The sequence below is a fragment of the Sphingomonas sp. HT-1 genome, assembly GCF_048568905.1.
Taxonomy (GTDB): domain Bacteria; phylum Pseudomonadota; class Alphaproteobacteria; order Sphingomonadales; family Sphingomonadaceae; genus Sphingomonas.
This window is the reverse complement of sequence record NZ_CP183770.1, coordinates 2,282,392-2,307,197: the sequence shown is the minus strand read 5'-3', so window position 1 is coordinate 2,307,197 and position 24,806 is coordinate 2,282,392. Positions and strand designations below refer to the sequence as shown.

General features: G+C 64.3%; 19 protein-coding genes. 10 read left to right on the top strand and 9 right to left on the bottom strand.

What is annotated here, in order from left to right; all coding sequences use genetic code 11:
• Positions 1–82: 82 nt before the first annotated feature.
• The 3 genes from ACNFJ7_RS10625 to ACNFJ7_RS10615 all read left to right on the top strand — a co-directional run bounded on the left by ACNFJ7_RS10625 (position 83) and on the right by ACNFJ7_RS10615 (position 5,673).
• The gene (locus tag ACNFJ7_RS10625; protein ID WP_019368388.1) at positions 83–3,226 is read left to right on the top strand and encodes a TonB-dependent receptor domain-containing protein; all 3,144 of its coding nucleotides are present in this window, start codon (positions 83–85) and stop codon (positions 3,224–3,226) included.
• A gap of 91 nt (positions 3,227–3,317) precedes the next feature.
• Positions 3,318–5,327, top strand: coding sequence for a tetratricopeptide repeat-containing sulfotransferase family protein (locus ACNFJ7_RS10620; protein ID WP_082664395.1), 2,010 nt, complete (start codon positions 3,318–3,320; stop codon positions 5,325–5,327).
• A gap of 52 nt (positions 5,328–5,379) precedes the next feature.
• Complete coding sequence (locus ACNFJ7_RS10615; RefSeq protein ID WP_152997729.1) at positions 5,380–5,673, top strand: hypothetical protein; 294 nt, start codon at positions 5,380–5,382, stop codon at positions 5,671–5,673.
• 54 nt (positions 5,674–5,727) lie between these two features.
• Here the strand turns inward: ACNFJ7_RS10615 and clpB are convergent, their stop codons facing one another.
• Complete coding sequence (gene clpB, locus ACNFJ7_RS10610; RefSeq protein WP_019368390.1) at positions 5,728–8,307, bottom strand: ATP-dependent chaperone ClpB; 2,580 nt, start codon at positions 8,305–8,307, stop codon at positions 5,728–5,730.
• A 260-nt stretch (positions 8,308–8,567) separates the two neighbouring features.
• Between clpB and ACNFJ7_RS10605 the strand changes: the two genes are divergently transcribed.
• Positions 8,568–10,877 carry a TonB-dependent receptor domain-containing protein gene (locus ACNFJ7_RS10605; protein WP_019368391.1) on the top strand — a complete coding sequence of 770 codons (2,310 nt, stop codon included), beginning with the start codon at positions 8,568–8,570 and terminating at the stop codon, positions 10,875–10,877.
• Positions 10,878–11,043: 166 nt separating this feature from the next.
• Here the strand turns inward: ACNFJ7_RS10605 and ACNFJ7_RS10600 are convergent, their stop codons facing one another.
• Genes ACNFJ7_RS10600 through ACNFJ7_RS10590 form a run of 3 tightly spaced genes read right to left on the bottom strand, consistent with a single transcriptional unit; the run spans position 11,044 to position 12,493 of the window.
• Complete coding sequence (locus tag ACNFJ7_RS10600; RefSeq protein ID WP_019368392.1) at positions 11,044–11,271, bottom strand: hypothetical protein; 228 nt, start codon at positions 11,269–11,271, stop codon at positions 11,044–11,046.
• Entirely contained in the window at positions 11,271–12,221 is a 951-nt protein-coding gene (locus ACNFJ7_RS10595) for an aldo/keto reductase (RefSeq protein ID WP_019368393.1), read from the bottom strand. The genes ACNFJ7_RS10600 and ACNFJ7_RS10595 overlap by 1 nt, the downstream gene beginning before the upstream one ends.
• A gap of 38 nt (positions 12,222–12,259) precedes the next feature.
• A complete protein-coding gene (locus ACNFJ7_RS10590; protein ID WP_019368394.1) occupies positions 12,260–12,493 on the bottom strand; it encodes a hypothetical protein in 234 nt (77 codons plus the stop codon).
• A gap of 117 nt (positions 12,494–12,610) precedes the next feature.
• Between ACNFJ7_RS10590 and ACNFJ7_RS10585 the strand changes: the two genes are divergently transcribed.
• The 5 genes from ACNFJ7_RS10585 to ACNFJ7_RS10565 all read left to right on the top strand — a co-directional run bounded on the left by ACNFJ7_RS10585 (position 12,611) and on the right by ACNFJ7_RS10565 (position 18,688).
• Positions 12,611–13,561, top strand: a complete 951-nt coding sequence (locus ACNFJ7_RS10585; RefSeq protein ID WP_058805405.1) for an ArsR/SmtB family transcription factor — start codon at positions 12,611–12,613, stop codon at positions 13,559–13,561.
• 14 nt (positions 13,562–13,575) lie between these two features.
• Entirely contained in the window at positions 13,576–14,475 is a 900-nt protein-coding gene (metF, locus tag ACNFJ7_RS10580; RefSeq protein WP_019368396.1) for a methylenetetrahydrofolate reductase, read from the top strand.
• 144 nt (positions 14,476–14,619) lie between these two features.
• Positions 14,620–15,666 (top strand): homocysteine S-methyltransferase family protein, encoded by a 1,047-nt coding sequence (locus tag ACNFJ7_RS10575; protein WP_019369253.1) that lies wholly within the window; start codon positions 14,620–14,622, stop codon positions 15,664–15,666.
• A gap of 144 nt (positions 15,667–15,810) precedes the next feature.
• Positions 15,811–18,411, top strand: coding sequence for a methionine synthase (gene metH / locus ACNFJ7_RS10570; protein ID WP_058805452.1), 2,601 nt, complete (start codon positions 15,811–15,813; stop codon positions 18,409–18,411).
• A 91-nt stretch (positions 18,412–18,502) separates the two neighbouring features.
• A complete protein-coding gene (locus tag ACNFJ7_RS10565; protein ID WP_019369256.1) occupies positions 18,503–18,688 on the top strand; it encodes a hypothetical protein in 186 nt (61 codons plus the stop codon).
• A 941-nt stretch (positions 18,689–19,629) separates the two neighbouring features.
• Here ACNFJ7_RS10565 and ACNFJ7_RS10560 read toward each other — a convergent pair.
• The 3 genes from ACNFJ7_RS10560 to ACNFJ7_RS10550 form a co-directional block, all read right to left on the bottom strand.
• Positions 19,630–20,682, bottom strand: coding sequence for a ribonucleotide-diphosphate reductase subunit beta (locus ACNFJ7_RS10560; RefSeq protein ID WP_019369258.1), 1,053 nt, complete (start codon positions 20,680–20,682; stop codon positions 19,630–19,632).
• 341 nt (positions 20,683–21,023) lie between these two features.
• Positions 21,024–21,245, bottom strand: coding sequence for a hypothetical protein (locus tag ACNFJ7_RS10555; RefSeq protein ID WP_019369260.1), 222 nt, complete (start codon positions 21,243–21,245; stop codon positions 21,024–21,026).
• On the bottom strand, positions 21,242–21,577 hold the full coding sequence (locus tag ACNFJ7_RS10550) for a hypothetical protein (RefSeq protein WP_019369261.1): 336 nt from the start codon (positions 21,575–21,577) through the stop codon (positions 21,242–21,244). Before ACNFJ7_RS10550 ends, ACNFJ7_RS10555 begins: the two co-directional genes overlap by 4 nt.
• Positions 21,578–21,675: 98 nt before the next feature.
• Between ACNFJ7_RS10550 and ACNFJ7_RS10545 the strand changes: the two genes are divergently transcribed.
• Positions 21,676–21,939, top strand: coding sequence for a DUF2171 domain-containing protein (locus ACNFJ7_RS10545; RefSeq protein WP_019369262.1), 264 nt, complete (start codon positions 21,676–21,678; stop codon positions 21,937–21,939).
• A 170-nt stretch (positions 21,940–22,109) separates the two neighbouring features.
• On the opposite strand, the gene ACNFJ7_RS10540 is transcribed toward ACNFJ7_RS10545, so the two are convergent.
• Complete coding sequence (locus tag ACNFJ7_RS10540; protein ID WP_037513456.1) at positions 22,110–22,472, bottom strand: endonuclease domain-containing protein; 363 nt, start codon at positions 22,470–22,472, stop codon at positions 22,110–22,112.
• A 154-nt stretch (positions 22,473–22,626) separates the two neighbouring features.
• Positions 22,627–24,516, bottom strand: coding sequence for a ribonucleoside-diphosphate reductase subunit alpha (locus ACNFJ7_RS10535; protein ID WP_058805453.1), 1,890 nt, complete (start codon positions 24,514–24,516; stop codon positions 22,627–22,629).
• Between the last annotated feature and the right edge of the window lie 290 nt (positions 24,517–24,806).

Below are 24,806 nucleotides of genomic sequence, written 5' to 3'. Positions count from 1 at the left end.
ATTTCAGCCGAAGTGAGCGGTGCGGGGAGTAATCCGGCATGTGTGCCCATGCACCAACATCGCCGGGCAAAGAGGGAATCTCATGAAGAACATGCAAGTGAAGCTCCGGGGGGGGATTGCCTTGTCGGCTTTCGTCCTGGCAGGCGTGCTGACGGCATCGCCGGCTCTTGCCCAGGATACGGTTCCGCAGACCGACGACGCCGCGCAAGGTTCGCAGGAAATCGTCGTTACCGGATCGCGCATTCCGCAGCCCAATCTGACGTCCACTGCGCCGGTTACGGTCGTCTCGAGCGAAGACATCAAGGCGCAGGGAACGACCCGCGTTGAAGATCTTCTGAACTCGTTGCCGTCCGTCGCGGCCAGCCAAGCGAGTTCGCTCGCCAACGGCGCCACTGGTACCGCCACGGTCGACTTGCGCGGTTTGGGTACCGCCCGCACCCTGACCCTGGTCAATGGCCGCCGGCTCATGCCGGGTACCCCCGGCCCTGGCGGTGGCTCTGCTGCTGACATCAACATCATCCCTGCCGCTATGGTGAAGCGCGTTGAAGTGCTGACTGGTGGCGCTTCGTCCACCTATGGCGCCGACGCCGTTGCCGGCGTCGTCAACTTCATCCTGGATACCGATTTCGAAGGGTTCCGGATCGATGGTCAATACAGCGTGTACCAGCACGGCAACCGGAATAAGGTTACGCCGCCGCTGCTGGACGCGCGCACTGCGGCCGGACAGAGCGGTTTTGACTATCCGACCGGCAGTGTCGTCGATGGTGGTGCGTTCGACGGAACGGTCGCGTTCGGCACGAAGTTGGGAGATGGCGGCCATGCAATGGCCTATTTCGGCTATCGTAAGGTCAACGCCGTAACGCAGGCCCGGCGCGATTACAGCGCCTGCACGATCCAGAACACCGGCGCCGGCCGTCCGCAGTGCGGCGGTTCGCTGACCTCGGGTAACGGCACGGCGATTCTTTTCGATCCGCGGCTCAACACCAGCTCGTCGACTGTCTATACTTTCATGCCAAACGGCGGGTTCGAAAATACGACTACCCGCTTTAACTTCGCCCCGACTAACTATTTTCAGCGGCCAGACGAACGATTTACCGCTGGTGCTTTCATCAATTATGAAGTTGCGGACTCGTTCAAGCCGTATCTTGAGTTCATGTTCATGGACGATCGTACGGTGGCGCAGATCGCGCCGTCGGGCGATTTCGGTAACACACTCACGGTGAACTGCGACAACCCGCTGCTGAGCGCGGCACAGCGCTCGGTCATCTGCGCTTCGGGCAACCTGATCAACGGCTTCCTGGGCGATTTCCCCCTGGCAGCTGCCGCGCCCTACAACCCGAACCCCAGCGCGCCGGCGCTCACCTTCTTCGATCCACGGACTGGCACGCCTTATAACCGCGCTTTCATGCAGTTGCTGCGCCGCAACACCGAGGGTGGGCCCCGCCAGGCGGACCTGCAACACACCAATTTCCGTGGCGTGATCGGCGCCAAGGGCGACCTATCCCCGGTGTGGAGCTATGACGCCTCCTACCAATATGGTCGGGTGAACTATTCGCAGACCTATCTGAACGAGTTTTCGGTTGCACGGCTGACCCGCGCACTAGATGTAGTCGACGACCCGCGCGTGGCTGGCATCAATCCGATCTGCCGCTCCGTGCTCGACGGCAGCGACGCTGCGTGCGTGCCCTACAACGTCTTCGCGGGACCGGGTCAGGCCAGTGCTGAGTCGGTTGCCTATCTTTCTGCCACCGGTTTTCAGCGCGGCAACACCACGGAGCAGGTGGCGAACGTCTCGTTCACCGGCGATCTCGGCCAATATGGTGCACGGCTTCCCTGGGCCACTGACGGAATCGGCGTGAACTTGGGCGTCGAATGGCGTCGCTCGTCGCTGGACCTGCAGACCGACAGCGCCTTCCAAGCCGGCGATCTGACCGGCCAGGGCGGCAGGACCCTGCCGATCTCCGGCAACTTCCGCGTCTATGAGTTTTTCGGTGAAACGCAGATACCGATCGTTCAGAACGGCTTCATCGAATCTTTGGCAATCAACGCCGGCTATCGTCGTTCTTCGTACAAGACGAGCCGAGACAACAAGTTCGACACCGATACCTACAAGGTTGGTGTTGAGTTCGCGCCGGTTTCCGACATCCGGCTCCGCGGTACCTACAACCGCGCGGTGCGGGCGCCCAATCTGCAGGAGCTGTTCTCGACGGCGACGGTGGGGCTGAACGGCTCGGTCGATCCGTGTGCCGATATCGGCCCAATCACGGCGACCAATTACGGCTGTCGCGCACAGGGCATCGCCGTCGGTCAGGGTGTCACCGGCAATCCGGCCGGTCAGTATAACGGTCTGATTGGTGGCAATCCGAACCTGCAGCCGGAAGTGGCGACCACGAAGACGGCTGGTCTCGTCTTCCAGCCCAGCTTCCTTCGTAGCCTGGCGGTCACGGTCGATTACTTCGACATCAAGATCAAGAACGCGATTCGTGCGTTCGGCCAGGACGCGATCCTGCAGGATTGCGCAACGGCGACGGCTACCTTTACGCCCGCATCGTGCGCCCTCGTGCGTCGTGATGCGGCAGGCTCGCTTTGGCTGACGCCGGGCGGCTATGTTTCGGATCTGCCGAACAATGTCGGTGAACTGCAGACCAAGGGTATCGAGGTCGGTGCAAGCTATGCTGTTGGGCTAGGGTCGTTGGGCCGGCTGTCGTTCAACATGCAAGGCACGTATCTGGACAGCTATCGTGTCAATAACGGCCTGAGCAAGCCGTATGACTGCGCAGGTTACTACGGTTCGACCTGCAGCATCGGCGGCACGACGAATGCGGGTGCGCCGTTGCCCAAGTGGCGGCACAAGCTGCGTGCTAGCTGGCAGGTGAACCAGAGCGTCGGCATTTCGGCGCAGTGGCGCTACATCGGCGCGATCCACTCGCAGGCAACCAGCCCAGACGAAGCGCTGAAGGGTGCGTTCGTCTTCGATCCGGGCAGCCGCCTCAAGCCGTATAACTATATCGACCTGATGAGCAGCTTCCAGATCGGGAAGTCGTACACGTTCCGTCTCGGCGTGAACAACCTGTTCGATCTGGAGCCGCCGCTTGTGACGTCCGGCAACGCCGGCCGTGCAGGCTCGAACCAGTGCCCCACCGGGCCCTGCAACGGCAACACCTATCCGGCTACCTACGATGCGCTTGGTCGCTATCTGTTCGCCGGCGTAACGCTCAACTTCTGAGGCGAGCGACTTAAGATCCATTGGGGGCGGTCGGCTTTCTGCCGGCCGCCCCTCTTGTTTTACCCCAGCCGAACGGCGCACAAGCTCTGCCATGAAATCAGCCTCTTCCTCACCTGCATCCGAACCCTCCGCGCTCAGCCAAGCGGTGCGGCTTGCGCAAGCGGGCGATCTTCTCGGCGCTCAAGCGCTGGCGGAGGCGGCGCTGGCGGGGAGCAGCGATGCGGCGCCGCTCCGGGCATTCCTAGGCATGGTCTGCGCTCGCCGTGGCGCGCTGGAGACGGCAGCGGTCCATCTGGCGGAAGCCGCGCAACTGCGGCCCGACGATGTGACCATAGCCTGCAATCGCATCGCGATCGAAATCGATCGCGGTAACCATGCCGATGCACTCGATATCGCAACGATGGCGCGTGCCACGGCTGACCCCTCCCTGCGGATCGCGCGATATCGCGGTTTCCTGGCACAGTCCCTGTCGCGATTTGAGGAGGCGGTGGAAGCCTATGCATTCGTCATCGCGCGCGTGCCGAACGATGTCGATAGTCTCAACAATCTTGGCAATGCCCGCGCTGCCATCGGTGATCTGGATGGAGCAATCGCCGTCCTTGAACGTGCGGTCGCCACGGATCCTGCCGCGGCACCGACCCGGATCAACCTTGCGCTCACCTATCGCGCCGCTGGGCGGGGCGACGATGCGGAAACGACGTTGCGGGACGCGGCGCGTGATTTTCCGCAGGATGCCAGGCCGCTCCACGAACTCTATATCGTGTTGAAGGAGCAGGCCCGTCATGAGCCTGCCTTGGAAGCGCTGGAAGCTGCCGCGATACGCGACCCGGCCGACATGGCCATCCAGCTCAAGCTGGCGATTGAATACGGAATCATGATGGAAACGGAGAAGGCGGAACAGGCCTATCTCCGCGTCCTGGAGCATCGGCCAAATGAGCAACTCGCTTATCTCGGGCTCGCGATCCATTACGAACACCACAATCGGGGCGAGGACCTGGCCCCGCTTGCCGCTCGCGCGGAAGCGAACGGAATCGACGCAGGGACTCGAGCGTTCCTGGCTGCGCTCGATCATCGTCGCGCTGATCGATTTCAGGAAGCGCTCGGCTGCCTGGAGCTTGTTCCAGCTGACATAGAGCCCGAACGTACCGCACATTTGCGGGCGACGGTCCTGGATCGCCTGGGCCGGACGGACGAGGCTTTCTACTGGATTGAGGAAACCGGGCGGCGCCATGCCGCGCATGAGTCGGCGCCGTTGCTGCGTGCGGAAGCGCTACGAACGCAGGTGCGCAGCGAAATTGGCAGAATGACGCCTGCGTGGGTGAACGGCTGGACGCGGGATCCTGTGTTCGCAGGGCAGGATCCAGTCTTTCTCCTAGGCTTTCCGCGTTCCGGTACGACGTTACTGGACACGATCCTCATGGGCCATCCGGAGACGGTGGTACTGGAGGAAAAGCCAGCGCTGAACGTCGTGGAGGATGCTATCGGCGGAATGGATGCGCTGGCGGCGATGGACGAAGCAGCCATCGATGCAGCGCGCGCACACTATTTCTCGGAAGTGGCGCGGTACACCGCGCTGCCTTCAGGTCGGATGCTGGTCGATAAGTCGCCGCTCTATCTATACAAAGTGCCGTTGATCCGCCGGCTTTTCCCAAAAGCCCGGATCATCCTGGCGCTGCGCCACCCATGCGATGTGTTGCTGAGCTGCTTGATGAGCAACTTCCGGCTCAACCGAGCGATGTCCAATTTCCTGCGGCTGGAGGATGCTGCGGACTTTTATGATGCGAGCTTTGCGCACTGGGAGCGGGCGCAGCTGCTGTTCGACGTGCCGGTGCGGACGATCGTCTATGAGCGTCTGGTGCAAGACGTGGAAGCAGAAGTTCGCCCGCTTTTCGACTGGCTGGACCTTTCGTGGACGGCTGCGGCGCTTGACCATCAACGGACCGCGCGCGAACGCGGCCTTATCACCACGGCAAGCTATTCGCAGGTGACGGAGCCCATCTATCAGCGGGCGGCGGGACGGTGGCATCGCTACCGGGATCACCTTGCGCCGATCTTCCCGAAAATTGCGCCTTGGGTGACGAAATTCGGCTACAAGCTATAGCATACATCGGCAATTCGATCGATGCCTAGTGGGCAGAGCAGGAGGATTCGGCGTGAACAACAATCGTCTCGCTTGGGGGTGCGCTGCGCTGCTGGGGCTGCTGTGGATCGGGACGGCTACAGCGCAGCAGCAACCGGACCCGGCTACGAAACCGCCTGAGAAGTCATCGCGCGCTGCGCGCGATCCAAACGAGATGGTTTGTGTGAAGGAAGAGGTTCTGGGGAGCCGGCTGCAGACTCGCAAGGTCTGCCACACGCGCGCGCAATGGGCTGAACTTCGTCAAGCGGACCGTCAGAATATCGAGCGCGTGCAGACTGGAAGCTGCCAGCCGCAAGCAGGCTGCTGATCGTCTAGAGTACCGGGCGGGAGGAGGGGCGATGGCCGCCCCTCCTCCCGCAGATCAATCGACGCGCAGCGCCAAGGCTCCGTCGCCTTCGTCGACATGCACGGTCGATCCGTCCTTCACCGCACCGCGCAGGATCAGGTCGGCGAGCGGATCCTGCAGGTACTTCTGCACGGCGCGCTTGAGCGGACGCGCGCCGTACACCGGATCATAGCCCACGCGGCCAAGCCATTCCCGCGCCGCCGGCGACAGGTCGATGCCCACCTTGCGGTCCTTGAGCAGCTTGGCCACGCGGCCGACCTGGATGTCGACGATCGGCGCCATGTGGTCCGCGCCCAGCCGGTGGAACAAGATGATCTCGTCCAGACGGTTGAGGAATTCGGGGCGGAAATGCGCCCGCACCACCTCCATCACCTGCGGCTCCACCTCCTCCACCGGATGTCCGTCGGCCAGGTTGGTGAGATACTGGCTGCCCAGGTTCGAGGTGAGGATCACGATCGTGTTCGAGAAGTCCACCGTGCGGCCCTGCCCGTCGGTCAGGCGACCGTCGTCGAGCACCTGGAGGAGGATGTTGAACACGTCGTTGTGCGCCTTCTCCACCTCGTCGAACAGCACCACCTGATACGGCCTGCGTCGCACCGCCTCGGTGAGCACGCCGCCTTCCTCATAGCCGACATAGCCCGGAGGGGCGCCGATCAGCCGCGCGACCGCGTGCTTCTCCATGAACTCGCTCATGTCGATGCGCACCATCGCGTTGGGATCGTCGAACAGGAATTCGGCGAGCGCCTTGGTCAGCTCGGTCTTGCCCACGCCCGTGGGCCCGAGAAACAGGAAGCTGCCCAGCGGCCGGTTCGGATCCTGCAGGCCCGCGCGGCTGCGGCGCACGGCGGTGGAGACCGCCTTCACCGCATCGGCCTGGCCGATCACCCGCTTGCCGAGCTGCTCCTCCATGTGGAGCAGCTTCTCGCGCTCGCCCTCCAGCATCCGCTCCATCGGGATGCCGGTCCAGCGCGCGACCACCCCGGCAATGTCGTCGGCCGTCACTTCCTCGCGCAGCATCGCGCCCTTGGTGACGTTCTGTGCTTCGTCGAGCTGGCGGGTGAGCTGCGGGATCACGCCATAGGACAATTCGCCTGCACGCGCGAGGTCGCCCGCGCGCTGCGCCTGGTCAAGCTCGATCCTTGCCTGATCGAGCTGTGCCTTCAGCACGGCCTCGGCGTTGATCTTGTCCTTCTCCGCCTGCCAGCGCGTGGTCAGCCCGGCCGACTGCTCCTCGAGATTGGCGAGGTCCTCCTCCAACGTCGCTAGCCGGTCGCGCGAGGCCTCGTCGGTCTCGCGCTTCAGCGCCTCGCGTTCGATCTTGAGCTGGATGATCCGCCGATCGAGCGACTCGATCTCCTCGGGCTTGGATTCCACCTCCATGCGGATGCGGCTGGCGGCCTCGTCCATCAGGTCGATCGCCTTGTCGGGCAGGAAGCGGTCGGCGATGTAGCGGTTGGAGAGCGTCGCCGCCGCAACGATCGCCGCATCGGTGATCCGCACGCCGTGGTGCAGCTCGTACTTCTCCTTGAGCCCGCGCAGGATCGAGATCGTGTCCTCGACCGTGGGCTCGCCGACGAACACCGGCTGGAACCGCCGCTGGAGCGCGGGGTCCTTCTCGACATGCTTCTGATATTCGTCGAGCGTGGTCGCGCCGATGCAGTGCAGTTCGCCGCGGGCGAGCGCGGGCTTGAGCAGGTTGCCGGCGTCCATCGCGCCCTCGGCTTTCCCTGCGCCGATCAGCGTGTGCATCTCGTCGATGAACAGCACGATCTGGCCCTCGGCGCCCTTCACCTCGTCGAGCACGCCTTTCAGCCGCTCCTCGAATTCGCCGCGATATTTGGCACCCGCGATCAGGCTGCCCATATCGAGCGCCATCAGCGTGCGATCCTTCAGCGTATCGGGCACGTCGCCATTGGCGATGCGCAGCGCGAGGCCCTCGGCGATCGCGGTCTTGCCGACGCCGGGCTCGCCGATCAGCACCGGATTGTTCTTGGTGCGGCGAGCGAGGATCTGGATGGTGCGGCGGATTTCCTCGTCGCGGCCGATGACGGGATCGAGCTTGCCGGCGCGCGCCGCCTCGGTCAGGTCGCGGGCGAACTTCTTGAGCGCGTCGTAGCGGTCCTCGGCCGAGGCGGTGTCGGCGGTGCGGCCGCCGCGCATGCTGTTGATCGCGGTGTTGAGCGCCTCGGGCTTGGCATTCGCGGCCTGCAGCGCCTTGCCGGCGGCGGTGTTGAGGCTCAGCGCCAGCGCGACCAGCAGCCGCTCGACGGTGACGTAGGAGTCGCCGGACTTCTGGGCGATCGTCTCGGCCTGGTCGAGCACGCGGACAAGATCGTTGTCGAGCCCGGGCGTCGACTGCGCGCCCGAGCCGCTGACGGCGGGGATCTTCGACAGGGCAAGATCGGTCTCACTCAGCGCGCGCTTGGCGTCACCGCCGGCCGCCTGGATCAGGCCGCTGGCCATGCCCTGCTCGTCTTCGAGCAGTGCCTTCAGAAGATGTTCCGGGCTGATCCGCTGATGGTTCATGCGGATCGCCACGGTCTGCGCCGATTGCAGGAAGCCCTTGGCGCGGTCGGTGAATTTTTCGAGGTTCATGCCTGATCCCTGTTCGCGTGTGACCAGCAGATAGTGTTGCAATTGGGCAACACAAGAGGGGCGAGATGCGTCATGGCTATCGTAGTGCGGCAGCGGTCGACAACGGGAAATCCGGACTTTTCCGAAGCGTAAATCCAAACGTCACGGAGATGTCACGATGGAGTCCCGAGAATGAAGCGTTAACTATCGAATGTTGCAACGCGGCACGGCTAGCGGCGGCCCAGCACGGGCGAGGGGCCTGGTGCTTTCCCAAGGGGATCATGCGCATGCGCATCCGTATGCTTGCCGCCGGGCTGCTCGCCGGCACGTCGCTGTTCACTGCCGGCGCGGCCTTCGCGCAGACGGCGCCCACCGCCACGCTGATCGACGACACCCAGCCGCAGAGCGGCGCCGACGACATCGTTGTGATCGGCAAGGGCGAGACCCGCCAGATCCAGACGCTGACTCAGGCCGACATCGCACTACTCGCGCCGGGCACCAGCCCGCTCAAGGCGATCGAGAAGCTGCCGGGCGTCAACTTCCAGGGCGCCGATCCGTTCGGCGCCTATGAATGGGCGCAGCGCGTGTCGATCCGCAGCTTCAACCAGAACCAGCTGGGCTTCACGCTGGACGGCGTCCCGCTCGGCGATGCCAGCTACGGCAACGTCAACGGCCTGCACATCAGCCGCGCGATCATCAGCGAGAACATCGCCGAGACACGCGTGTCGCAGGGCTCGGGCGGGATCGATACCCAGGCGACCAACAATCTCGGCGGCACGCTCGAATTCCTGTCGAGCGACCCCAAGGAGAAGCTCGGCATCGACGTCAACGCCACCGGCGGCAGCGACAATTTCTGGCGCGTCTTCGGTCGGCTCGATTTCGGTGAGCTCACCCCGGGCGGCACCCGCGCCTATCTCTCCTACCTCCACTCGGATACCGACAAGTGGAAGGGCTGGGGTGCGCAGCGCATCAACCAGGTCAATGGCAAGATCGTCACCCCGATCACGCCGGAGCTGCGCGCGGTCGGCACGTTCGACTTCTCCGATCGTCGCGAGAACGACTATCAGGACATGTCGCTCGATATGATCAAGCGTCTCGGCTACAACTGGGACAATATCTCGAACGACTATGCCAAGGCGATCCTGGTCTCGGACATCGGCGCCAACAACGGCTATACCGGCGTGACGCCGACCAATCCGGGTGCCGGCAAGGTGTATCCGGCGCCGTTCCTCAACCCGGACGACGCCTATTACAACGCCGCGGGCCTGCGCCGCGACTATCTCGCCTCGGCGGGCCTGGAGACGACCGGCGGCTCGGCGGTCCACGGCGTGCTGAAGGGCTATTTCCACAACAACCATGGCCAGGGCCTGTGGTACACGCCGTACGTCGCCTCGCCCAACGGCGTGCCGATGTCGCTGCGCACCACCGAATATGACATCCGCCGCGGCGGCGTGTTCGGCAATATCGGCACCAAGCTCGGCTTTAACGACGTGACCGTCGGCGGGTGGTACGAGCGCAACGATTTCCGCCAGGCGCGCCGCTTCTACGCGCTGGACAGCCGCACCAACCCGGGCCGCGACAGCCTGACCTTCCAGAGCAACCCGTTCGCCACCCAGTGGTACTGGAAGTACCAGACCGACACCGTCCAGTATTTCGTGCAGGACAAGATCGAGCTGGGCGCGCTGACCGCGAATCTGGGCTGGAAGGGCTTCGCCGTCACCAACCATGCGACGCCGATCGTCGCGGGCGGGCTCGCCGGCGGCCGGATCAAGGTGACCGACTGGTTCCAGCCGCATGCCGGCCTCAACTACCGGGTGAACGACAATGCCGAGCTGTTCGCCGGCTTCACCCAGGTGACCCGCGCCTTCGTGTCGGCGGCGACCAGCGGCCCGTTCGCGACGACCCAGGCCGGCTTCAACGCGCTCAACAGCGGTGCGACCAAGCTCAAGCCCGAAGCATCGGACACCTATGAAGTCGGCGGCCGCTATCGGAGCGGCATCTTCACCGGCTCGCTGGCTGGGTATTACGTCAACTTCCGCAACCGCCTGCTGGCGGTGACGACCAGCGCCGGCATCGTCGGCAACCCGGCGATCCTGCAGAATGTCGGCGATGCGCGCTCGATCGGCGTCGAGGCGACTGGCGACGTGCGCCTGCCGATGGGCTTCGGGCTGTTCGCCTCGTACAGCTACAACGACTCGACCTATCGCGACGATGTCCGCACCGCCACGGCGGTGATCCCCACCAAGGGTAAGACAGTGGTGGATTCGCCCAAGCACATGCTGAAGGGCGAAGTTACCTGGTCGGGCCAGGGCTTCAACGCCCGCGTCGGCGCGAACTACATGAGCAAGCGCTACTTCACCTATACCAACGACCAGTTCGTGGACGGCCGCGTGGTGGTGGATGCGACGCTCGGCTACGCGTTCGACCTGGGCGGCCGGAAGCTCGAACTGCAGGGCAACGTCACCAACCTGTTCGACAAGAAGTACATCTCGACGATCGGTACCAACGGGTTCGGCAACAGCGGCGACAACCAGACGCTGATGGTCGGCGCGCCGCAGCAGTTCTTTCTGACGCTGAAGGTCGGGATCTAATCGCTGCCGGGAGAGGATGAAGAAGGGCGGGGCACCACGTGCTCCGCCCTTCTTTGCCTTTGTCATCCCGGCGAAAGCGGGGATCCAGTCGCCTCTCGGCTTCAGCAAGAGCCGCAACGTTGCCCCCAATGGATCCCGGCTATCGCCGGGATGACGGTGCAAGGTTTCAGCTGGCGACGATCGGATAGGTGATCCGCAGCTCGTCGAGCAGCTTCTCCACCGCCGCGACGTCGCCCGCCGCCCCGCTGGGGGCCAGCGACCAGTTGCAATGCGGGTGCGTCTCGGCGTCATAGACGCGCACCTTGCCCAGCACCGTTTTCCAACGGCGCACGGTTCCGCCGTGGCGGCGGACGAGTTGGGCGACGATACGATCGATCAGGTCTGCTGCGGTCATCAGGCCCCGGCGGCAGTCAGGCGATCGAGCTGGTCGCGGCTGAGTTCGAGATCCCAGGCTCCGATCAACTCGTCGAGCTGCTCCACGCTGGTGGCGCTGGCGATCGGCGCGGTGATACCGTCCTGCGCCGTCACCCAGGCGAGGGCAATCTGGGCCAGGCTGGCGCCGGTCTCCGCTGCAACCGCATCCATCGCCGCCAGCACCGGGCCGCCCCTGCCGGCGAGCAGCTTGGCCATGCCGGCGCCGCGCACGCTCTTACCCAGGTCGGCCTCGCTGCGGTACTTGCCGGTTAGGAAGCCCGAGGCGAGCCCGTAATAGGGAACCACCCCGATATTCTGGGTGATGCACAGATCCTGCAACTCGCCTTCGAACTTGTGCCGGCGGACCAGATTATATTCAGGCTGGAGCACGCGAATATGCGGCAGGCCTTCCCTGGCGGCAATGTCGAGCGCCGACTTCAGCCGCATCGCATGGAAGTTGGAAGCGCCTAGCACGCGGATCTTGCCGGCATCGAGCAGCGTGCCGAATGCGGCGAGATACTCCTCCTGCGGCACGCTCTCATCATCCTGGTGCGCGAAGTAGACGTCGATCGTCTCCACGCCGAGCCGCCGGAGCGAGGCCTCGGCCGCGGCGGCGATGCGAGCGGGCGCCAGCTTTTCGCCGCCATCGCCCGGTAGCATGCCCACCTTGGTGGCGATCAGCACCTGGTCGCGTTTGCCGGACGTGCGCAGCCATTCGCCGATCAGGCTTTCCGATTCGCCACCGCTATGGCCAGAGACCCAGGCCGAATAGACGTCGGCGGTGTCGATCATCACCCCGCCGCGCTCGGCGAAGCGATCGAGGATCCGAAAGCCCCTCGCCTTGTCGACGGTCCAGCCGAAGACGTTGCCTCCGAGAACCAGCGGCGAGATATCCAGGCCCGAGGCGCCCAGCGGGCGAAGATGCGGCATGGCGATGCTCCGAGAAGAGGGAAGGCTGCACAAACGCCTTAGTCGACGATCTCGTTGCCAATGGTCGTCGCATTGGTGGCATAGGCGTTCTCGGCATCGGTGAAGGCAGCATCTTCGGCCGCGTTCACGTCTGCCACCGCTTCGCCCATCGTGTTGCTGTCGCCAACCATTGCCTCATTGGCTTCTGCGGCTTCGTTCTGCGCGTTGCCGCCACAGGCGGAAAGGCCGGCAAGGGCAAACGCGGCGACGGGGAGGAGGAGAAGCTTGCGCATGGATGTGGGTTCCTTCACGGGGAGAGGTGTCGGGGCTAGCCACAGGCGCAAACGCACGCAACCGCGCAGCGATGCGTTGACCTGATATAAAGATATCTTTATATCTATAAGCCGCCCATGACAGAGCCCCTCACCATCTTCCGCGCGCTCGCGGATTCGACCCGGCTGCGGATCGTCGCATTGTTGCGGGCCATGGAATTGAGCGTGGGCGAGTTGGCGCAGGTGCTGGGGCAAAGCCAGCCGCGGGTTTCGCGTCATGTGAAAATCCTCTGCGACGCCGGCGTGGTTGAGCGGCGCAAGGAAGGCAGCTGGGTGTTCGTGGCGCTGGGCCGGCGGGGGATCACGGCGCCGGTGCTTGCAGCGCTGGACGCCTGGGAACTGGCGGGCGATCCCTGGGTAATCGCCGACCAGGCCCGGCTCGCGGCGGTGCGTGCCGATCGTGCCGCGGCTGCCGAGGCATGGTTTGAGGCGAATGCCGATCAATGGGATGCGATCCGTTCGCTGCACGTCGCGGACAGCGAAGTCGAAGCCGCGATGGCGATCGCGTTGGGTGAAGGCTCACTCGGCAGCCTGGTCGACATCGGCACGGGCACGGGGCGGATGCTCGAGTTGTTCGGGCCGCGATCGGCCCAGGCGCTGGGCATCGATCGCTCGTCCGAAATGCTGCGGCTAGCGCGTGCCAAGCTGGCGGATCTTGCTCATGCCGAGTTACGCCAGGCCGATCTCTATGCGTTGCCGCTGGCGGACGGGACCGCAGATACTGCTATATTGCATCATGTGCTCCACTTCGCGCAGCAACCGGCAGCGGCGATCGGCGAGGCAGCACGGGTGCTCGGCCCCGGCGGGCGGCTGCTGATCGTCGATTTCGCGCCGCACGAGCGCGAGGAACTGCGCACCCGCGATGCGCATGCGCGACTGGGATTTTCGGACGAGCAGATGCTCGGCTGGTTCGATCGCGCCGGGCTCGCCCCGGTGCAGGTGCAGACGCTGGAAGGCGGTGCGCTGACGGTGAAATTATGGCTCGGTCGCAAGACCGGGGAGAGCGTGGAAAAGGTGAAGGCGGCATGAGTATCGTAGACCCCATGGCACCGCCCCTGTTCGCCGACGTGGCGGGCGATGTGGCGGTGAGCTTCGAATTCTTCCCGCCCAAGACCGAGAAGATGGAAGAGACGCTTTGGGCCTCGATCGAGACGCTGTCGCCGCTCGGGCCGCGTTTCGTGAGCGTCACCTATGGCGCCGGCGGCACGACGCGCGAGCGCACCCACGCCACGGTCTCGAAGATCGCGCGCGAGACGCCGCTGGCCGCCGCCGCGCATCTCACCTGCGTCGAGGCGACGCGCGAGGAGATCGACCAGATCGCCGAGGAATATTGGGCGGCGGGCGTGCGGCATATCGTGGCCCTTCGCGGCGATCCGCCCCGCGCCGGCGAGAAGTACCGCACCCATCCCGGCGGCTATGAGAATGCGGCGGACCTGGTCGCGGGCCTGCGCCGGCTGCATCCGTTCGAGATTTCGGTGAGCGCCTATCCCGAATGCCATCCGGATTCGCCGAGCCCCGAGGCCGATCTCGACAATCTCAAGCGCAAGATCGATGCCGGTGCCAACCGCGCGATCACCCAGTTCTTCTTCGAGGCCGAGACCTTCCTGCGCTTCCGCGACCGCGCGGCGGCGGCGGGGATCGATGCCGAGATCGTGCCGGGCATCATGCCGGTGATGAACTATGCCAGCGTGGTGAAGATGTCCGCCATGTGCGGCACCGACGTGCCGGCCTGGATGGAGAAGCTGTTCGAGGGGCTCGACGAGCACCCGGGCGCGCGGCAGCTGGTCGCGGCGACGCTGGCGGCGGAACTCTGCCGCAAGCTCTATGCGGGCGGCGTGCGGCAGTTCCACTTCTACACGCTCAACCGCGCCGAACTGAGCTACGCGATCTGCCACCTGCTGGGCCTGCGCCCGCGGCAACAGGCGGCGGTGGCGGCGGCCTGACCCAACTTCATTCCCCTTCCGCTTGCGGGAGGGGCTAGGGGAGGGGATGGGCGCCTCTTCGCCGGACCGTATCGATTTCAGCCCCTCCCCCGACCCCTCCCGCAAGCGGGAGGGGAGCGCAGGCGGAGACCGAAGGACAAGACCATGACTGCACGCGAGAAACTGCTGGCCGAAGCCGCCAAGCGCATCCTGATCACCGACGGCGCGTTCGGCACCGAGATCCAGAACTGGAAGCTCGACGAGGCCGCCTATGCGGGCACTCTCGGCCTTGCCCATGACCAGAAGGGCAACAACGACATCCTCGCGCTGACCAAGCCCGAGGTGCCCGGCTCGATCCACCGCGCCTATTTCGAGGCGGGGGCGGACATCGCCGAGACCAACACCTTCTCCGCCAACCGGATCAGCCAGGCCGATTACGGCGCCGAGCATCTGGTCCGCGAGATCAACATCGAGAGCGCGAAGCTCGCCCGCAGCATCGCCGACGAGTTCGAGGCCAAGGACGGCCGTCCACGCTTCGTCGCCGGCGCGCTGGGCCCGACCAACAAGACGCTGTCGCTGAGCCCGGACGTCAACGATCCCGGCTATCGCGAGATCGACTTCGATTACCTCAAGGATGTGTACCGCGAGCAGATCGATGCGCTGGTCGAGGGCGGCATCGACTTCGTGCTGATCGAAACGGTGTTCGACACGCTCAACGCCAAGGCCGGCATCATGGCGGCGATCGAGGCGGGCGAGGCGCTTGGCCGCGACCTGCCGATCATGCTGTCGATGACGCTGACCGACCTGTCCGGCCGCAACCTCTCGGGCCATACGGTCGAGGCGTTCTGGCACGCGGTGCGCCATGCCAGACCGGTGACGATCGGGCTCAACTGCTCGTTCGGCGCCGAGCAGCTCCGCCCGCACGTCAAGACGCTGTCGGCACTCTGCGACACGCTGATCATGGTCTATCCGAACGCGGGCCTCCCCAACGAGCTCGGTGCCTATGACGAGATGCCGGCGACCACCGCCGGTCTCGTCAAGGAATGGGCCGATGCCGGGCAGGTGAACATCCTCGGCGGCTGCTGCGGCTCGACGCCCGCGCATATCGGCGCGATTGCCAAGGCGGTGCAGGGGCTGAGCCCGCGCAGCATTCCCACGCCCGAAGTGCGGACCCGGCTCGCGGGCCTCGAGCCGTTCACCATGGCGGCGTGACCGAGTAATAGCCCTCTCCCCTCCGGCGAGAGGGTTGGGAGAGGGGCACAACGCTGCCCTTCTTGCCCACGCGATCCACGACACACTGCCCCTCTCCCCGGCCCTCTCCCCGATGGGGAGAGGGAGAGAAGAAGAACCCAGATCATGACCACGCCTTCCTCCACCAACTTCGTCAATATCGGCGAGCGCACCAACGTCACCGGCTCCGCCCGCTTCAAGAAGCTGGTGATGGCCGGCGACTATCCCGCCGCGGTCGAAGTCGCGCGCCAGCAGGTCGAGAATGGCGCGCAGGTGATCGACGTCAACATGGACGAGGGCCTGCTCGACGCCGTCGAGGCGATGACCACCTTCCTCAAGCTGATCGCCGCCGAGCCGGACATCGCGCGCGTACCGGTGATGATCGACAGCTCCAAATGGGAGGTGATCGAAGCGGGGCTCAAATGCGTCTCGGGCAAGCCGATCGTCAATTCGATCAGCATGAAGGAAGGCGAGGAGGCGTTCCTCATCCATGCGCGCAAGTGCATGGCGTACGGCGCCGCGGTGGTCGTCATGGCGTTCGACGAGGTCGGCCAGGCGGACACCCAGCAGCGCAAGGTCGAGATCTGCGAGCGCGCCTACAAGCTGCTCACCGGCATCGGCTTCCCGCCCGAGGACATCATCTTCGATCCCAACGTGTTCGCGGTGGCGACGGGCATCGAGGAGCACAATAATTACGGCGTCGACTTCATCGAGGCGTGCCGCGAGATCAAGAAGCGCTGCCCGCACGTCCATATCTCGGGCGGGCTGTCGAACCTGTCGTTCAGCTTCCGCGGCAACGAGCCGGTGCGCCGCGCGATGCACAGCGTGTTCCTCTACCACGCGATCCCCGCGGGCATGGACATGGCGATCGTCAATGCCGGCCAGCTCGACGTCTATGACGCGATCGATCCCGAGCTGCGCGTGGCGTGCGAGGACGTGGTGCTCAACCGCGACCCCGATGCTGGCGAGCGCCTGGTGGCGCTGGCCGAGAAGTATCGTGGCACCGATGCGGTGGCGGAGAAGCAGGCGGCCGAATGGCGCAGCTGGCCGGTCGCCAAGCGGCTCGAGCATGCGCTGGTCAAGGGCATCGACGCGCATGTCGTCGAGGATACCGAGGAATGCCGCCAGATCTTCGCGCGCCCGATCGAGGTGATCGAGGGCCCGCTGATGGACGGCATGAACGTCGTCGGCGACCTGTTCGGATCGGGCAAGATGTTCCTGCCGCAGGTGGTGAAGTCCGCCCGCGTGATGAAGAAGGCCGTCGCCCACCTGCTCCCCTATATCGAGGCGGAGAAGGAGGAAGGCGCCAAGGGCAAGGGCAAGATCGTGCTCGCCACGGTGAAGGGCGATGTGCACGATATCGGCAAGAACATCGTCGGCGTGGTGCTCCAGTGCAACGGCTTCGACGTGGTCGATCTGGGCGTGATGGTGCCCTGGTCGACCATCCTCCAGGCGGCGATCGACAACGATGCCGACATGATCGGCCTGTCCGGCCTGATCACCCCCAGCCTCGACGAGATGGTGACGGTCGCCGAGGAAATGCAGCGCGCGAACATGACGATGCCGCTGCTGATCGGCGGTGCGACCACCAGCCGTGTCCACACCGCGCTGCGCATCGACCCGGCCTATACCGGCCCGGTGGTGCATGTGCTGGACGCCAGCCGCGCGGTGGGCGTGGCGACGGCGCTCGTCTCCGATACGCAGCGCGATCCGTATGTCACCAAGGTGGCGGACGAGTATGAGCATGTCCGTGCAGCCCGTGCCGGCAAGGGGCAGAGCGAGCTGCTGCCACTGGAAGACGCGCGCGCCAACGCCTTCGAGGCGGACATGTCCCTCAAGCCAGGCAAGCCGCGCCTGCCGGGCGTCCATACGTTCGACGACTGGGACCTGAAGGACCTGCGCGACTATATCGACTGGACGCCCTTTTTCCGCGCCTGGGAACTGGCCGGCAACTATCCGGCGATCCTGACCGACGAAGTGGTCGGCGAAAGCGCCACCTCGCTGTTCGCCGATGCGCAGAAGATGCTCGACAAGATCATCGCCGAGCGCTGGCTCACCGCGCGCGGCGTTGCCGGGCTGTGGCCGTGCCGCCGCGAGGGTGACGACGTGATCGTCCATCTGCCCGACGAGGAACATGTCCGCCTGCCGTTCCTGCGCCAGCAGATCGCCAAGCGCGAGGGCCGGGCGAACATGTGCCTGGCCGACTTCATCGATCATGACGGCGACTGGATCGGCGGCTTCGCGGTCTCGATCCACGGTATCGAGCCGCATCTCGCCCGCTTCAAGGCGGCGATCGACGATTATTCGGACATCCTGCTCAAGGCGCTGGCCGACCGCCTCGCCGAAGCCTTTGCCGAGCGGCTCCACAAGTTCGTCCGCACCGCGCTGTGGGGGTATGCCGAGGGCGAGCAGCTCGACAACGACGCACTGGTTCGCGAGCAGTATCGCGGCATCCGCCCGGCGCCGGGCTATCCGGCCTGCCCCGAGCACAGCCTGAAGCCGATCCTGTTCCGGCTGCTCGATGCCCATAAGCGCACCGGCATCAGCCTGACCGAAAGCTTCGCAATGCTGCCGACGGCGGCGGTGTCGGGCTTCTATTTCGGGCACCCCCAAGCCGAATATTTCGGCGTCGCGCGCGTCGGGCAGGACCAGCTGAAGGATTATGCAGTCCGCCGCGGCATCAGCGAGGAACTGGCAACGCGCTATCTGCGGCCGAATCTGGACTGAACTCGCCCAGGGGGGTGCCGGCCGCGCATTCCCATCCACTGGCCCAAGGGGCGGTTGCGCGGGCAGCAGCGCTGCGGCACCCTGCCGGGCAATGTTCTTCGACGAGAATCGCGTCTGGCCCCGGCCCGAGCCGCCAAGGCCGTTGCCCGCGACGCCGGGGCGGCGCGAGCGATTCCTGACGCGGATGTTCCTGATCTATGCGCTGATCCTGCTGGTGTTGCCGGTGAGCGCCAGCGGCACGGCGGACCTGATTACCTATCTGATCGCGCTGTTTTGAGCCTGGCCGGCGGCCTTAAGTTTAGGAAGCTTAGGCTTGCGGCGTGTTTCAGCACGGCTCGTCGGGGCGCAGTTGCGCGCCGCTTAAGTTTAGGAAGTTTAGGCTCGTGAAGTGCTCTGGCGGGCTGCAGCGGTTGTGCAGCGCTTAAGTTTAGGAAGTTTAGGCGAGGCGCATCTTTGCGTGCGCGGCGCGGAGGAGGCTTGTGGGGCATAATGCCAGCGTACGCCGGCATCTCCTGCAATAGCGCTGTTCGGTTTTCTCCCAGACTGTCGGAGGGCCCAGCTTTCGCCGGGGCGACGAATGGCGGAAAGTATTGCGGGTTCACTTCATGACCCGGTCCGGCTGCGACGTTGCGGGGCACCGCTTCACGAGGTGCGGGAAGTACTTGCTGTTCGACGGTTTCAAAGAGCGTGGAACATATAGAGGACAATGCGGCCTTTACAAGGTTTGACGGCGACGCTGACGAGCCGCTCAAAGGGAGGAAATAGGGCGGGAGGTTGCGCTCCCGCCCTTTGTGTCAGTGCAATTGCACCTTCGGGTTGAGTAGGTGGGTCTCTTCTCTCAGGTTGCGTAGCGCTTCTGATTGAGAGTCGAACTGTTTCCCCGAGCGGAGATATATTTCATCCCCGTCTAGGACTTCCCATCGCCATAACCCTCTTTTGTCCAAAAATACTTCAGCGTTCATAATTTTCGTCCTTCATGATTATGAAGGGCTACATTCAGATCGTAGAGAAGTTGCGTTATGTGGGTTTCAGGATTCTGACCGCCTTTTCGATCTATTCTTCCGCCATCGAGAATTGCCCAAAGAAACTGCAGCTTTCGTGTCTTCATATTGCCCATCAATTCACATAAAATAGAACTTTTTTGTTTTATCTCCTTTCGTCAGGTTGGAAGTGGTTAAATGGCGGCCGAGTTGCCCCGGCCGCAGGTGAATTTAATGTTTACTCCGCCGCAATTCCCGCTTTGGCGAACATGTCGCCTTCGATCGCGTCTTCGTTGGCAATCGTGCTGGTCTTGGCCTGACGGCGCTTGTCGAAGCTGTCCCATACTTCGTTCCAGTTGCCGCGCGTCGCCGCCTTCGAATATTCGGTCGCCCGCGTCTCGAAGAAATTGGCATGCTCGACGCCGTTGAGCAGCGGGGCGAGCCAGGGCAGGGGATGCTCGTCGATCATGTAGATCGGCTTCATGCCCAGCTGGCCCAGCCGCCAATCGGCGATGAAGCGGACGTATTTCTTGATGTCCTTGGGCGTCATGCCGTTCACCGGGCCCATTTCGAACACCAGGTCGATGAACGCGTCTTCGATGCGCACGGTCTTCTGGCACATGTCCAGAATGTCGTCGCGCACGCTCGGCGTCATGCAGTTCCGTTCCTTGCAGAAGGTGTGGAACAGCTTGATGATGCCTTCGCAGTGCAGGCTCTCGTCGCGGATCGACCAGGTGACGATCTGGCCCATGCCCTTCATCTTGTTGAAGCGCGGGAAGTTCATCAGCATCGCGAAGCTGGCGAACAGCTGCAGCCCCTCGGTGAAGCCGCCGAACATCGCCAGCGTCTTGGCGATATCCTCGTCGGTATCGACGCCGAAGGTGCTCAGATAGTCGTGCTTGTCCTTCATCTCCTTGTACTGGAGGAAAGCGCTGTATTCGGTCTCGGGCATGCCGATCGTGTCGAGCAGGTGGCTGTACGCCGCGATGTGCACCGTCTCCATGTTGGAGAAGGCGGTGAGCATCATCTTCACCTCGGTCGGCTTGAACACGCGGCCGTATTTCTCGTGGTAGCAGTCCTGCACTTCCACGTCGGCCTGGGTGAAGAAGCGGAAGATCTGGGTGAGCAGGTTGCGCTCGTGATCGGTCAGCTTCTGCGCCCAATCGCGGCAATCCTCGCCCAGCGGCACTTCCTCCGGCAGCCAGTGCACCTGCTGCTGGCGCTTCCAATATTCATAGGCCCAGGGATATTCGAAGGGCTTGTAGGTCTTGCGGGCTTCGAGAAGCGACATCTGGGGTACTCCGGATCGAAATCAGTGTGAGCGAGAGGCGCGATTGAGGCGCCGATATATGAAAGTGCCGACCACGGCCGCCGGCATTAGCCACAACCAGGCAAACAGGGCGTAGGTGCGTATGCTGCCATGCTTGATAAGCTCTGTGCTGAACCAGTAACTTTCAAACATGCACTTGCGATGGCACGTCGAGCCGAAGGCGCGCGGATAATCCAAGGAAATGGTCAGCCACGTCCCAAGGACAATCCAAGCAAGCACCGCTAGCATGAGGAGCCAGAATCGCGCGACTCCAAGCGCGCGATAGCTTGCCTTCAGCTCCGGGATGCCAGACCAACTTCGGCTCACGCCACCCCTCCCGCGCTTGCAAAGGCCAGCGCGAAGCCGGTGAGGAACAGGCCGAGCGCGACCAGCATCATGCCGGCGATGCGCAGCGCATAGGTCGCCGGCTCGCTGGCCTCCATGCGCAGCAGCCCGCGCGCCGCCGCGGGGCGGAGGAGGACGATCAGTCCTGCCGTGCCCGCAGCGATGCCGAGGCCAGCCTGGATGGCGAGCGTGCGTGTCATTGGTCGATCACCCGTCCGCGGACGGTCTTCATCCCATCGCGCACGACGATGCGCTCGCGATAGACGACCTTGCGGCCACCCTGCGCGCCGACGCCGAGGAACACCACACCGATGAAGAAGCCGAAATCATACCAGCCGCCATTGTTCGGCACCGCATAGACCGCGACCTCCGGAAACAGCAGCGACAGGCCCCAGGCGACGGGGAAGATGAAGCCGTGCCACAGCCCGAGCAGGAAGCCCGGCGCCTGCGGCGTCACGGCGCTCGGCACCTGGTGCGCGCAGGCGGCGAGCAGGGCGAGGGAGACAAGGGCAAAGGCGGCGCGGATCTTCATGCAGCTATCCCTGCGTATGGCAGACGCGCCCGAGGCCCGCGTGCATCGTTTCGCGACCGCGTGCGTTCGGTGCGCGAACCCCAAGCAGGAGAAGACCCATGGCAGATCTGAGCGCAATCCAGGAGCATATGGAAGTCATCGGCGCCGACGGCGTCCATGTCGGCACCGTCGACCATGTCGATGGCGACCGCATCAAGCTGACCAAGAAGGACTCGGGTGCGCAGGTCGAAGGCGCCACCGGCAGCCATGAAGGGCACCATCACTATCTCCCCGGCGGCCTGGTCGCCGAGGTCGAAGGCGACAAGGTGCGGCTGTCGGCCAATGCTGACGTGGCGGTGGAGTTGTTCGAAGAAGAAGCTTGAGGCGATGGGGTGGGGGGCGGCCTGGCCTCCCTCACCCTTCCCACGCGCTGACGCGCGCGGGCCCCTCCCCTCTCCCAAGGGGAGAGGGGCTTGAGGACGACCCCACTGTCCCTCTCCCCTTGGGAGAGGGAAGGAGCCGCGAAGCGGCGGGAGGGTGAGGGTGGCCTGCGTCACTGATCCGCACCCTTCAAATGGCGCGCCACCTCGGCCACCACGCCGTCGGTATTGCCCAACACCTCGTGATTCCAGAAGCGCAGCACCCGATACCCTTCGCTTTCGAGGAAGCGGGTGCGGGCAGCGTCATATTCCGCGGCCTCCGCATGCTGGCCGCCATCGACTTCGATCACGAGACGTTCCGAAAAACAGAGGAAATCGACCCGGTAGGGGCCGATCGGCACCTGAAAGCGCCATTTATAGCTGGGTAGCCCTTCTCGCAGCACCTCGCGCAGGCGCTTCTCAGCATCGGTGGGCGTGCGCCGGAGTGCGCGGAGCTGGTCTACCGTACCAGCGGGCTGGTTCTGGTAGAGGCGCATCACCCTCACCCTCCCGCCGCTGCGCGGCTCCTTCCCTCTCCCAAAGGGAGAGGGACAGTAGGGCGCACCCCCAAACCCCTCTCCCCTTGGGAGAGGGAGGGGCCCATTGCGTCAGCAATGGGAGGGTGAGGGTGCACCGCCACCATGCTTCAGATCACTGGCAGGCCAGGCATTCGTCGTAATCCGTGCTTTCGCCCAGATCGAACTTGGGCTTCTCGATCGTGTTGTCAGCCTCGACCCCGCCCGCGAAGCCGGCGCGCTGCACCGACTTGGAGCGCAGATAGTAGAGCGACTTGATGCCCAGTTCCCAGGCGCGGAAGTGGAGCATCAGCAGGTCCCACTTTTCCACGTCGGCGGGGATGAACAGGTTGAGCGACTGTGCCTGGTCGATGAACGGCGCGCGATCGCCCGCCAGTTCGAGAATCCAGCGCTGGTCGATCTCGAAGCTGGTCTTGTAGCAATCCTTCTCCTCGGACGTGAGGAAATCGAGGTGCTGGACCGAGCCGCCCTGTTCGAGAATCGAATTCCACACCGCGTCGGAATTCTTCGACTTTTCCTTGAGCAGCTTCTCCAGATACGGATTGCGCACCGAGAAGGAGCCGCTGAGCGTCTTGTGGGTGTAGATGTTCGCCGGGATCGGTTCGATGCAGGCGCTGGTGCCGCCGCAGATGATCGAGATCGACGCGGTGGGCGCGATCGCCATCTTGCAGCTGAAGCGCTCCATCACGCCCATGTCGGCCGCGTCGGGGCACGGGCCCCGCTCTGCCGCGAGCGTCATCGAGGCTTCGTTCACCTGGGCGTTGATGTGCTTGAAGATGCGCAGGTTCCAGCTCTTCGCCATCGCGCCTTCGAACGGCAGGCCGCGTGCCTGGAGGAAGGAGTGGAAGCCCATCACGCCCAGACCGACCGAGCGCTCGCGCTCCGCCGAATAGCGGGCACGGGCCATCTCGTCGGGCGCGCGCTCGATATAATCGGTGAGCACATTGTCGAGGAAGCGCATCACGTCTTCGATGAAGCGCTTGTCCTTGCTCCACTGATCCCAGGTTTCGAGGTTGAGCGAGGAGAGGCAGCACACCGCCGTGCGATCGTTGCCGAGATGGTCGCGCCCCGTCGGCAGCGTGATTTCCGAGCAGAGGTTCGACGTCGAAACCTTGAGGCCGAGATCGCGGTGGTGCTTCGGCATGGTCGAGTTCACGTGATCCGAGAACACGATGTACGGCTCGCCGGTGGCGAGGCGGGTCTCGACCAGCTTCTGGAACAGCGCGCGCGCATCGACCTTGCTGCGGACCGAGCCGTCCTTGGGGCTGAGCAGCGCCCATTCGGCGCCGTCGCGCACCGCTTCCATGAAAGCGTCGGGGATCAGCACGCCGTGGTGCAGGTTCAGCGCCTTGCGGTTGAAGTCGCCCGAGGGCTTGCGGATCTCGAGGAACTCCTCGATCTCGGGGTGCGAGATGTCGAGATAGCAGGCGGCCGAACCGCGGCGCAGCGAGCCTTGCGAGATCGCCAGCGTCAGCGAATCCATCACGCGGACGAAGGGGATGATGCCGCTGGTCTTGCCGTTGAGGCCCACCGGCTCGCCGATGCCGCGCACGCTGCCCCAATAGGTGCCGATGCCGCCGCCGCGCGAAGCGAGCCAGACATTCTCGTTCCAGGTCTGGACGATGCCGTCCAGGCTGTCGGGCACCGAATTGAGGTAGCAGCTGATCGGCAGGCCGCGGCCCGTGCCGCCGTTCGACAGCACCGGGGTGGCCGGCATGAACCACAGCTTGGAGATATAGTCGTACAGGCGCTGGGCATGCGCCTGATCGTCGGCATAGGCCGAGGCAACGCGGACGAACAGGTCCTGATAGCTTTCGCCGGGGAGCAGGTAGCGGTCCTTCAGCGTCTCCTTGCCGAAATCGGTGAGCAGCGCGTCGCGCGCATGATCGACCTCGACCGGATAGGGCTGCGGCGCGATCGCCTTGCTGTCGAGCGCCGTGCTGGCGGGGGCGGCTTCGATGGTGGCGGTCTCGTTCACGCTGGTCTCACTATCTCTGAATTCCATACCTCGGACCCCTGTCTTCCTGCATCACGCAACTACCGACTCGGGGCACCGTAGCGATCCTAGCACCAGCCGGGTTTGCGCGAGAACAAAAAGTGTCCATCGGCCCGGCGCCCGGCACAAGTCTGCCCATGCCGCATTTGGGAATGCGGGCGACGGGTTACCAGTGCTTGGGCTTGCCCCTTGGTGCGACCACTACAGATTGTGCCAATCCGAGTCCGGGCACAAGAGCCCAAATGGTGTTCGAATGCAACGACTCATCGCTGAAATGACTCGGCTCGTGGCGCGTGCGC

Coding starts and splice junctions, on each gene's coding strand:
- ACNFJ7_RS10625 (WP_019368388.1), top strand. CDS start 83: ATGAAGAACATGCAAGTGAAGCTCCGGGGGGGGATTGCCTTGTCGGCT.
- ACNFJ7_RS10620 (WP_082664395.1), top strand. CDS start 3,318: ATGAAATCAGCCTCTTCCTCACCTGCATCCGAACCCTCCGCGCTCAGC.
- clpB (WP_019368390.1), bottom strand. CDS start 8,307: ATGAACCTCGAAAAATTCACCGACCGCGCCAAGGGCTTCCTGCAATCG.
- ACNFJ7_RS10605 (WP_019368391.1), top strand. CDS start 8,568: ATGCGCATGCGCATCCGTATGCTTGCCGCCGGGCTGCTCGCCGGCACG.
- ACNFJ7_RS10600 (WP_019368392.1), bottom strand. CDS start 11,271: ATGACCGCAGCAGACCTGATCGATCGTATCGTCGCCCAACTCGTCCGC.
- ACNFJ7_RS10595 (WP_019368393.1), bottom strand. CDS start 12,221: ATGCCGCATCTTCGCCCGCTGGGCGCCTCGGGCCTGGATATCTCGCCG.
- ACNFJ7_RS10590 (WP_019368394.1), bottom strand. CDS start 12,493: ATGCGCAAGCTTCTCCTCCTCCCCGTCGCCGCGTTTGCCCTTGCCGGC.
- ACNFJ7_RS10585 (WP_058805405.1), top strand. CDS start 12,611: ATGACAGAGCCCCTCACCATCTTCCGCGCGCTCGCGGATTCGACCCGG.
- metF (WP_019368396.1), top strand. CDS start 13,576: ATGGCACCGCCCCTGTTCGCCGACGTGGCGGGCGATGTGGCGGTGAGC.
- ACNFJ7_RS10575 (WP_019369253.1), top strand. CDS start 14,620: ATGACTGCACGCGAGAAACTGCTGGCCGAAGCCGCCAAGCGCATCCTG.
- metH (WP_058805452.1), top strand. CDS start 15,811: ATGACCACGCCTTCCTCCACCAACTTCGTCAATATCGGCGAGCGCACC.
- ACNFJ7_RS10565 (WP_019369256.1), top strand. CDS start 18,503: ATGTTCTTCGACGAGAATCGCGTCTGGCCCCGGCCCGAGCCGCCAAGG.
- ACNFJ7_RS10560 (WP_019369258.1), bottom strand. CDS start 20,682: ATGTCGCTTCTCGAAGCCCGCAAGACCTACAAGCCCTTCGAATATCCC.
- ACNFJ7_RS10555 (WP_019369260.1), bottom strand. CDS start 21,245: ATGACACGCACGCTCGCCATCCAGGCTGGCCTCGGCATCGCTGCGGGC.
- ACNFJ7_RS10550 (WP_019369261.1), bottom strand. CDS start 21,577: ATGAAGATCCGCGCCGCCTTTGCCCTTGTCTCCCTCGCCCTGCTCGCC.
- ACNFJ7_RS10545 (WP_019369262.1), top strand. CDS start 21,676: ATGGCAGATCTGAGCGCAATCCAGGAGCATATGGAAGTCATCGGCGCC.
- ACNFJ7_RS10540 (WP_037513456.1), bottom strand. CDS start 22,472: ATGCGCCTCTACCAGAACCAGCCCGCTGGTACGGTAGACCAGCTCCGC.
- ACNFJ7_RS10535 (WP_058805453.1), bottom strand. CDS start 24,516: ATGGAATTCAGAGATAGTGAGACCAGCGTGAACGAGACCGCCACCATC.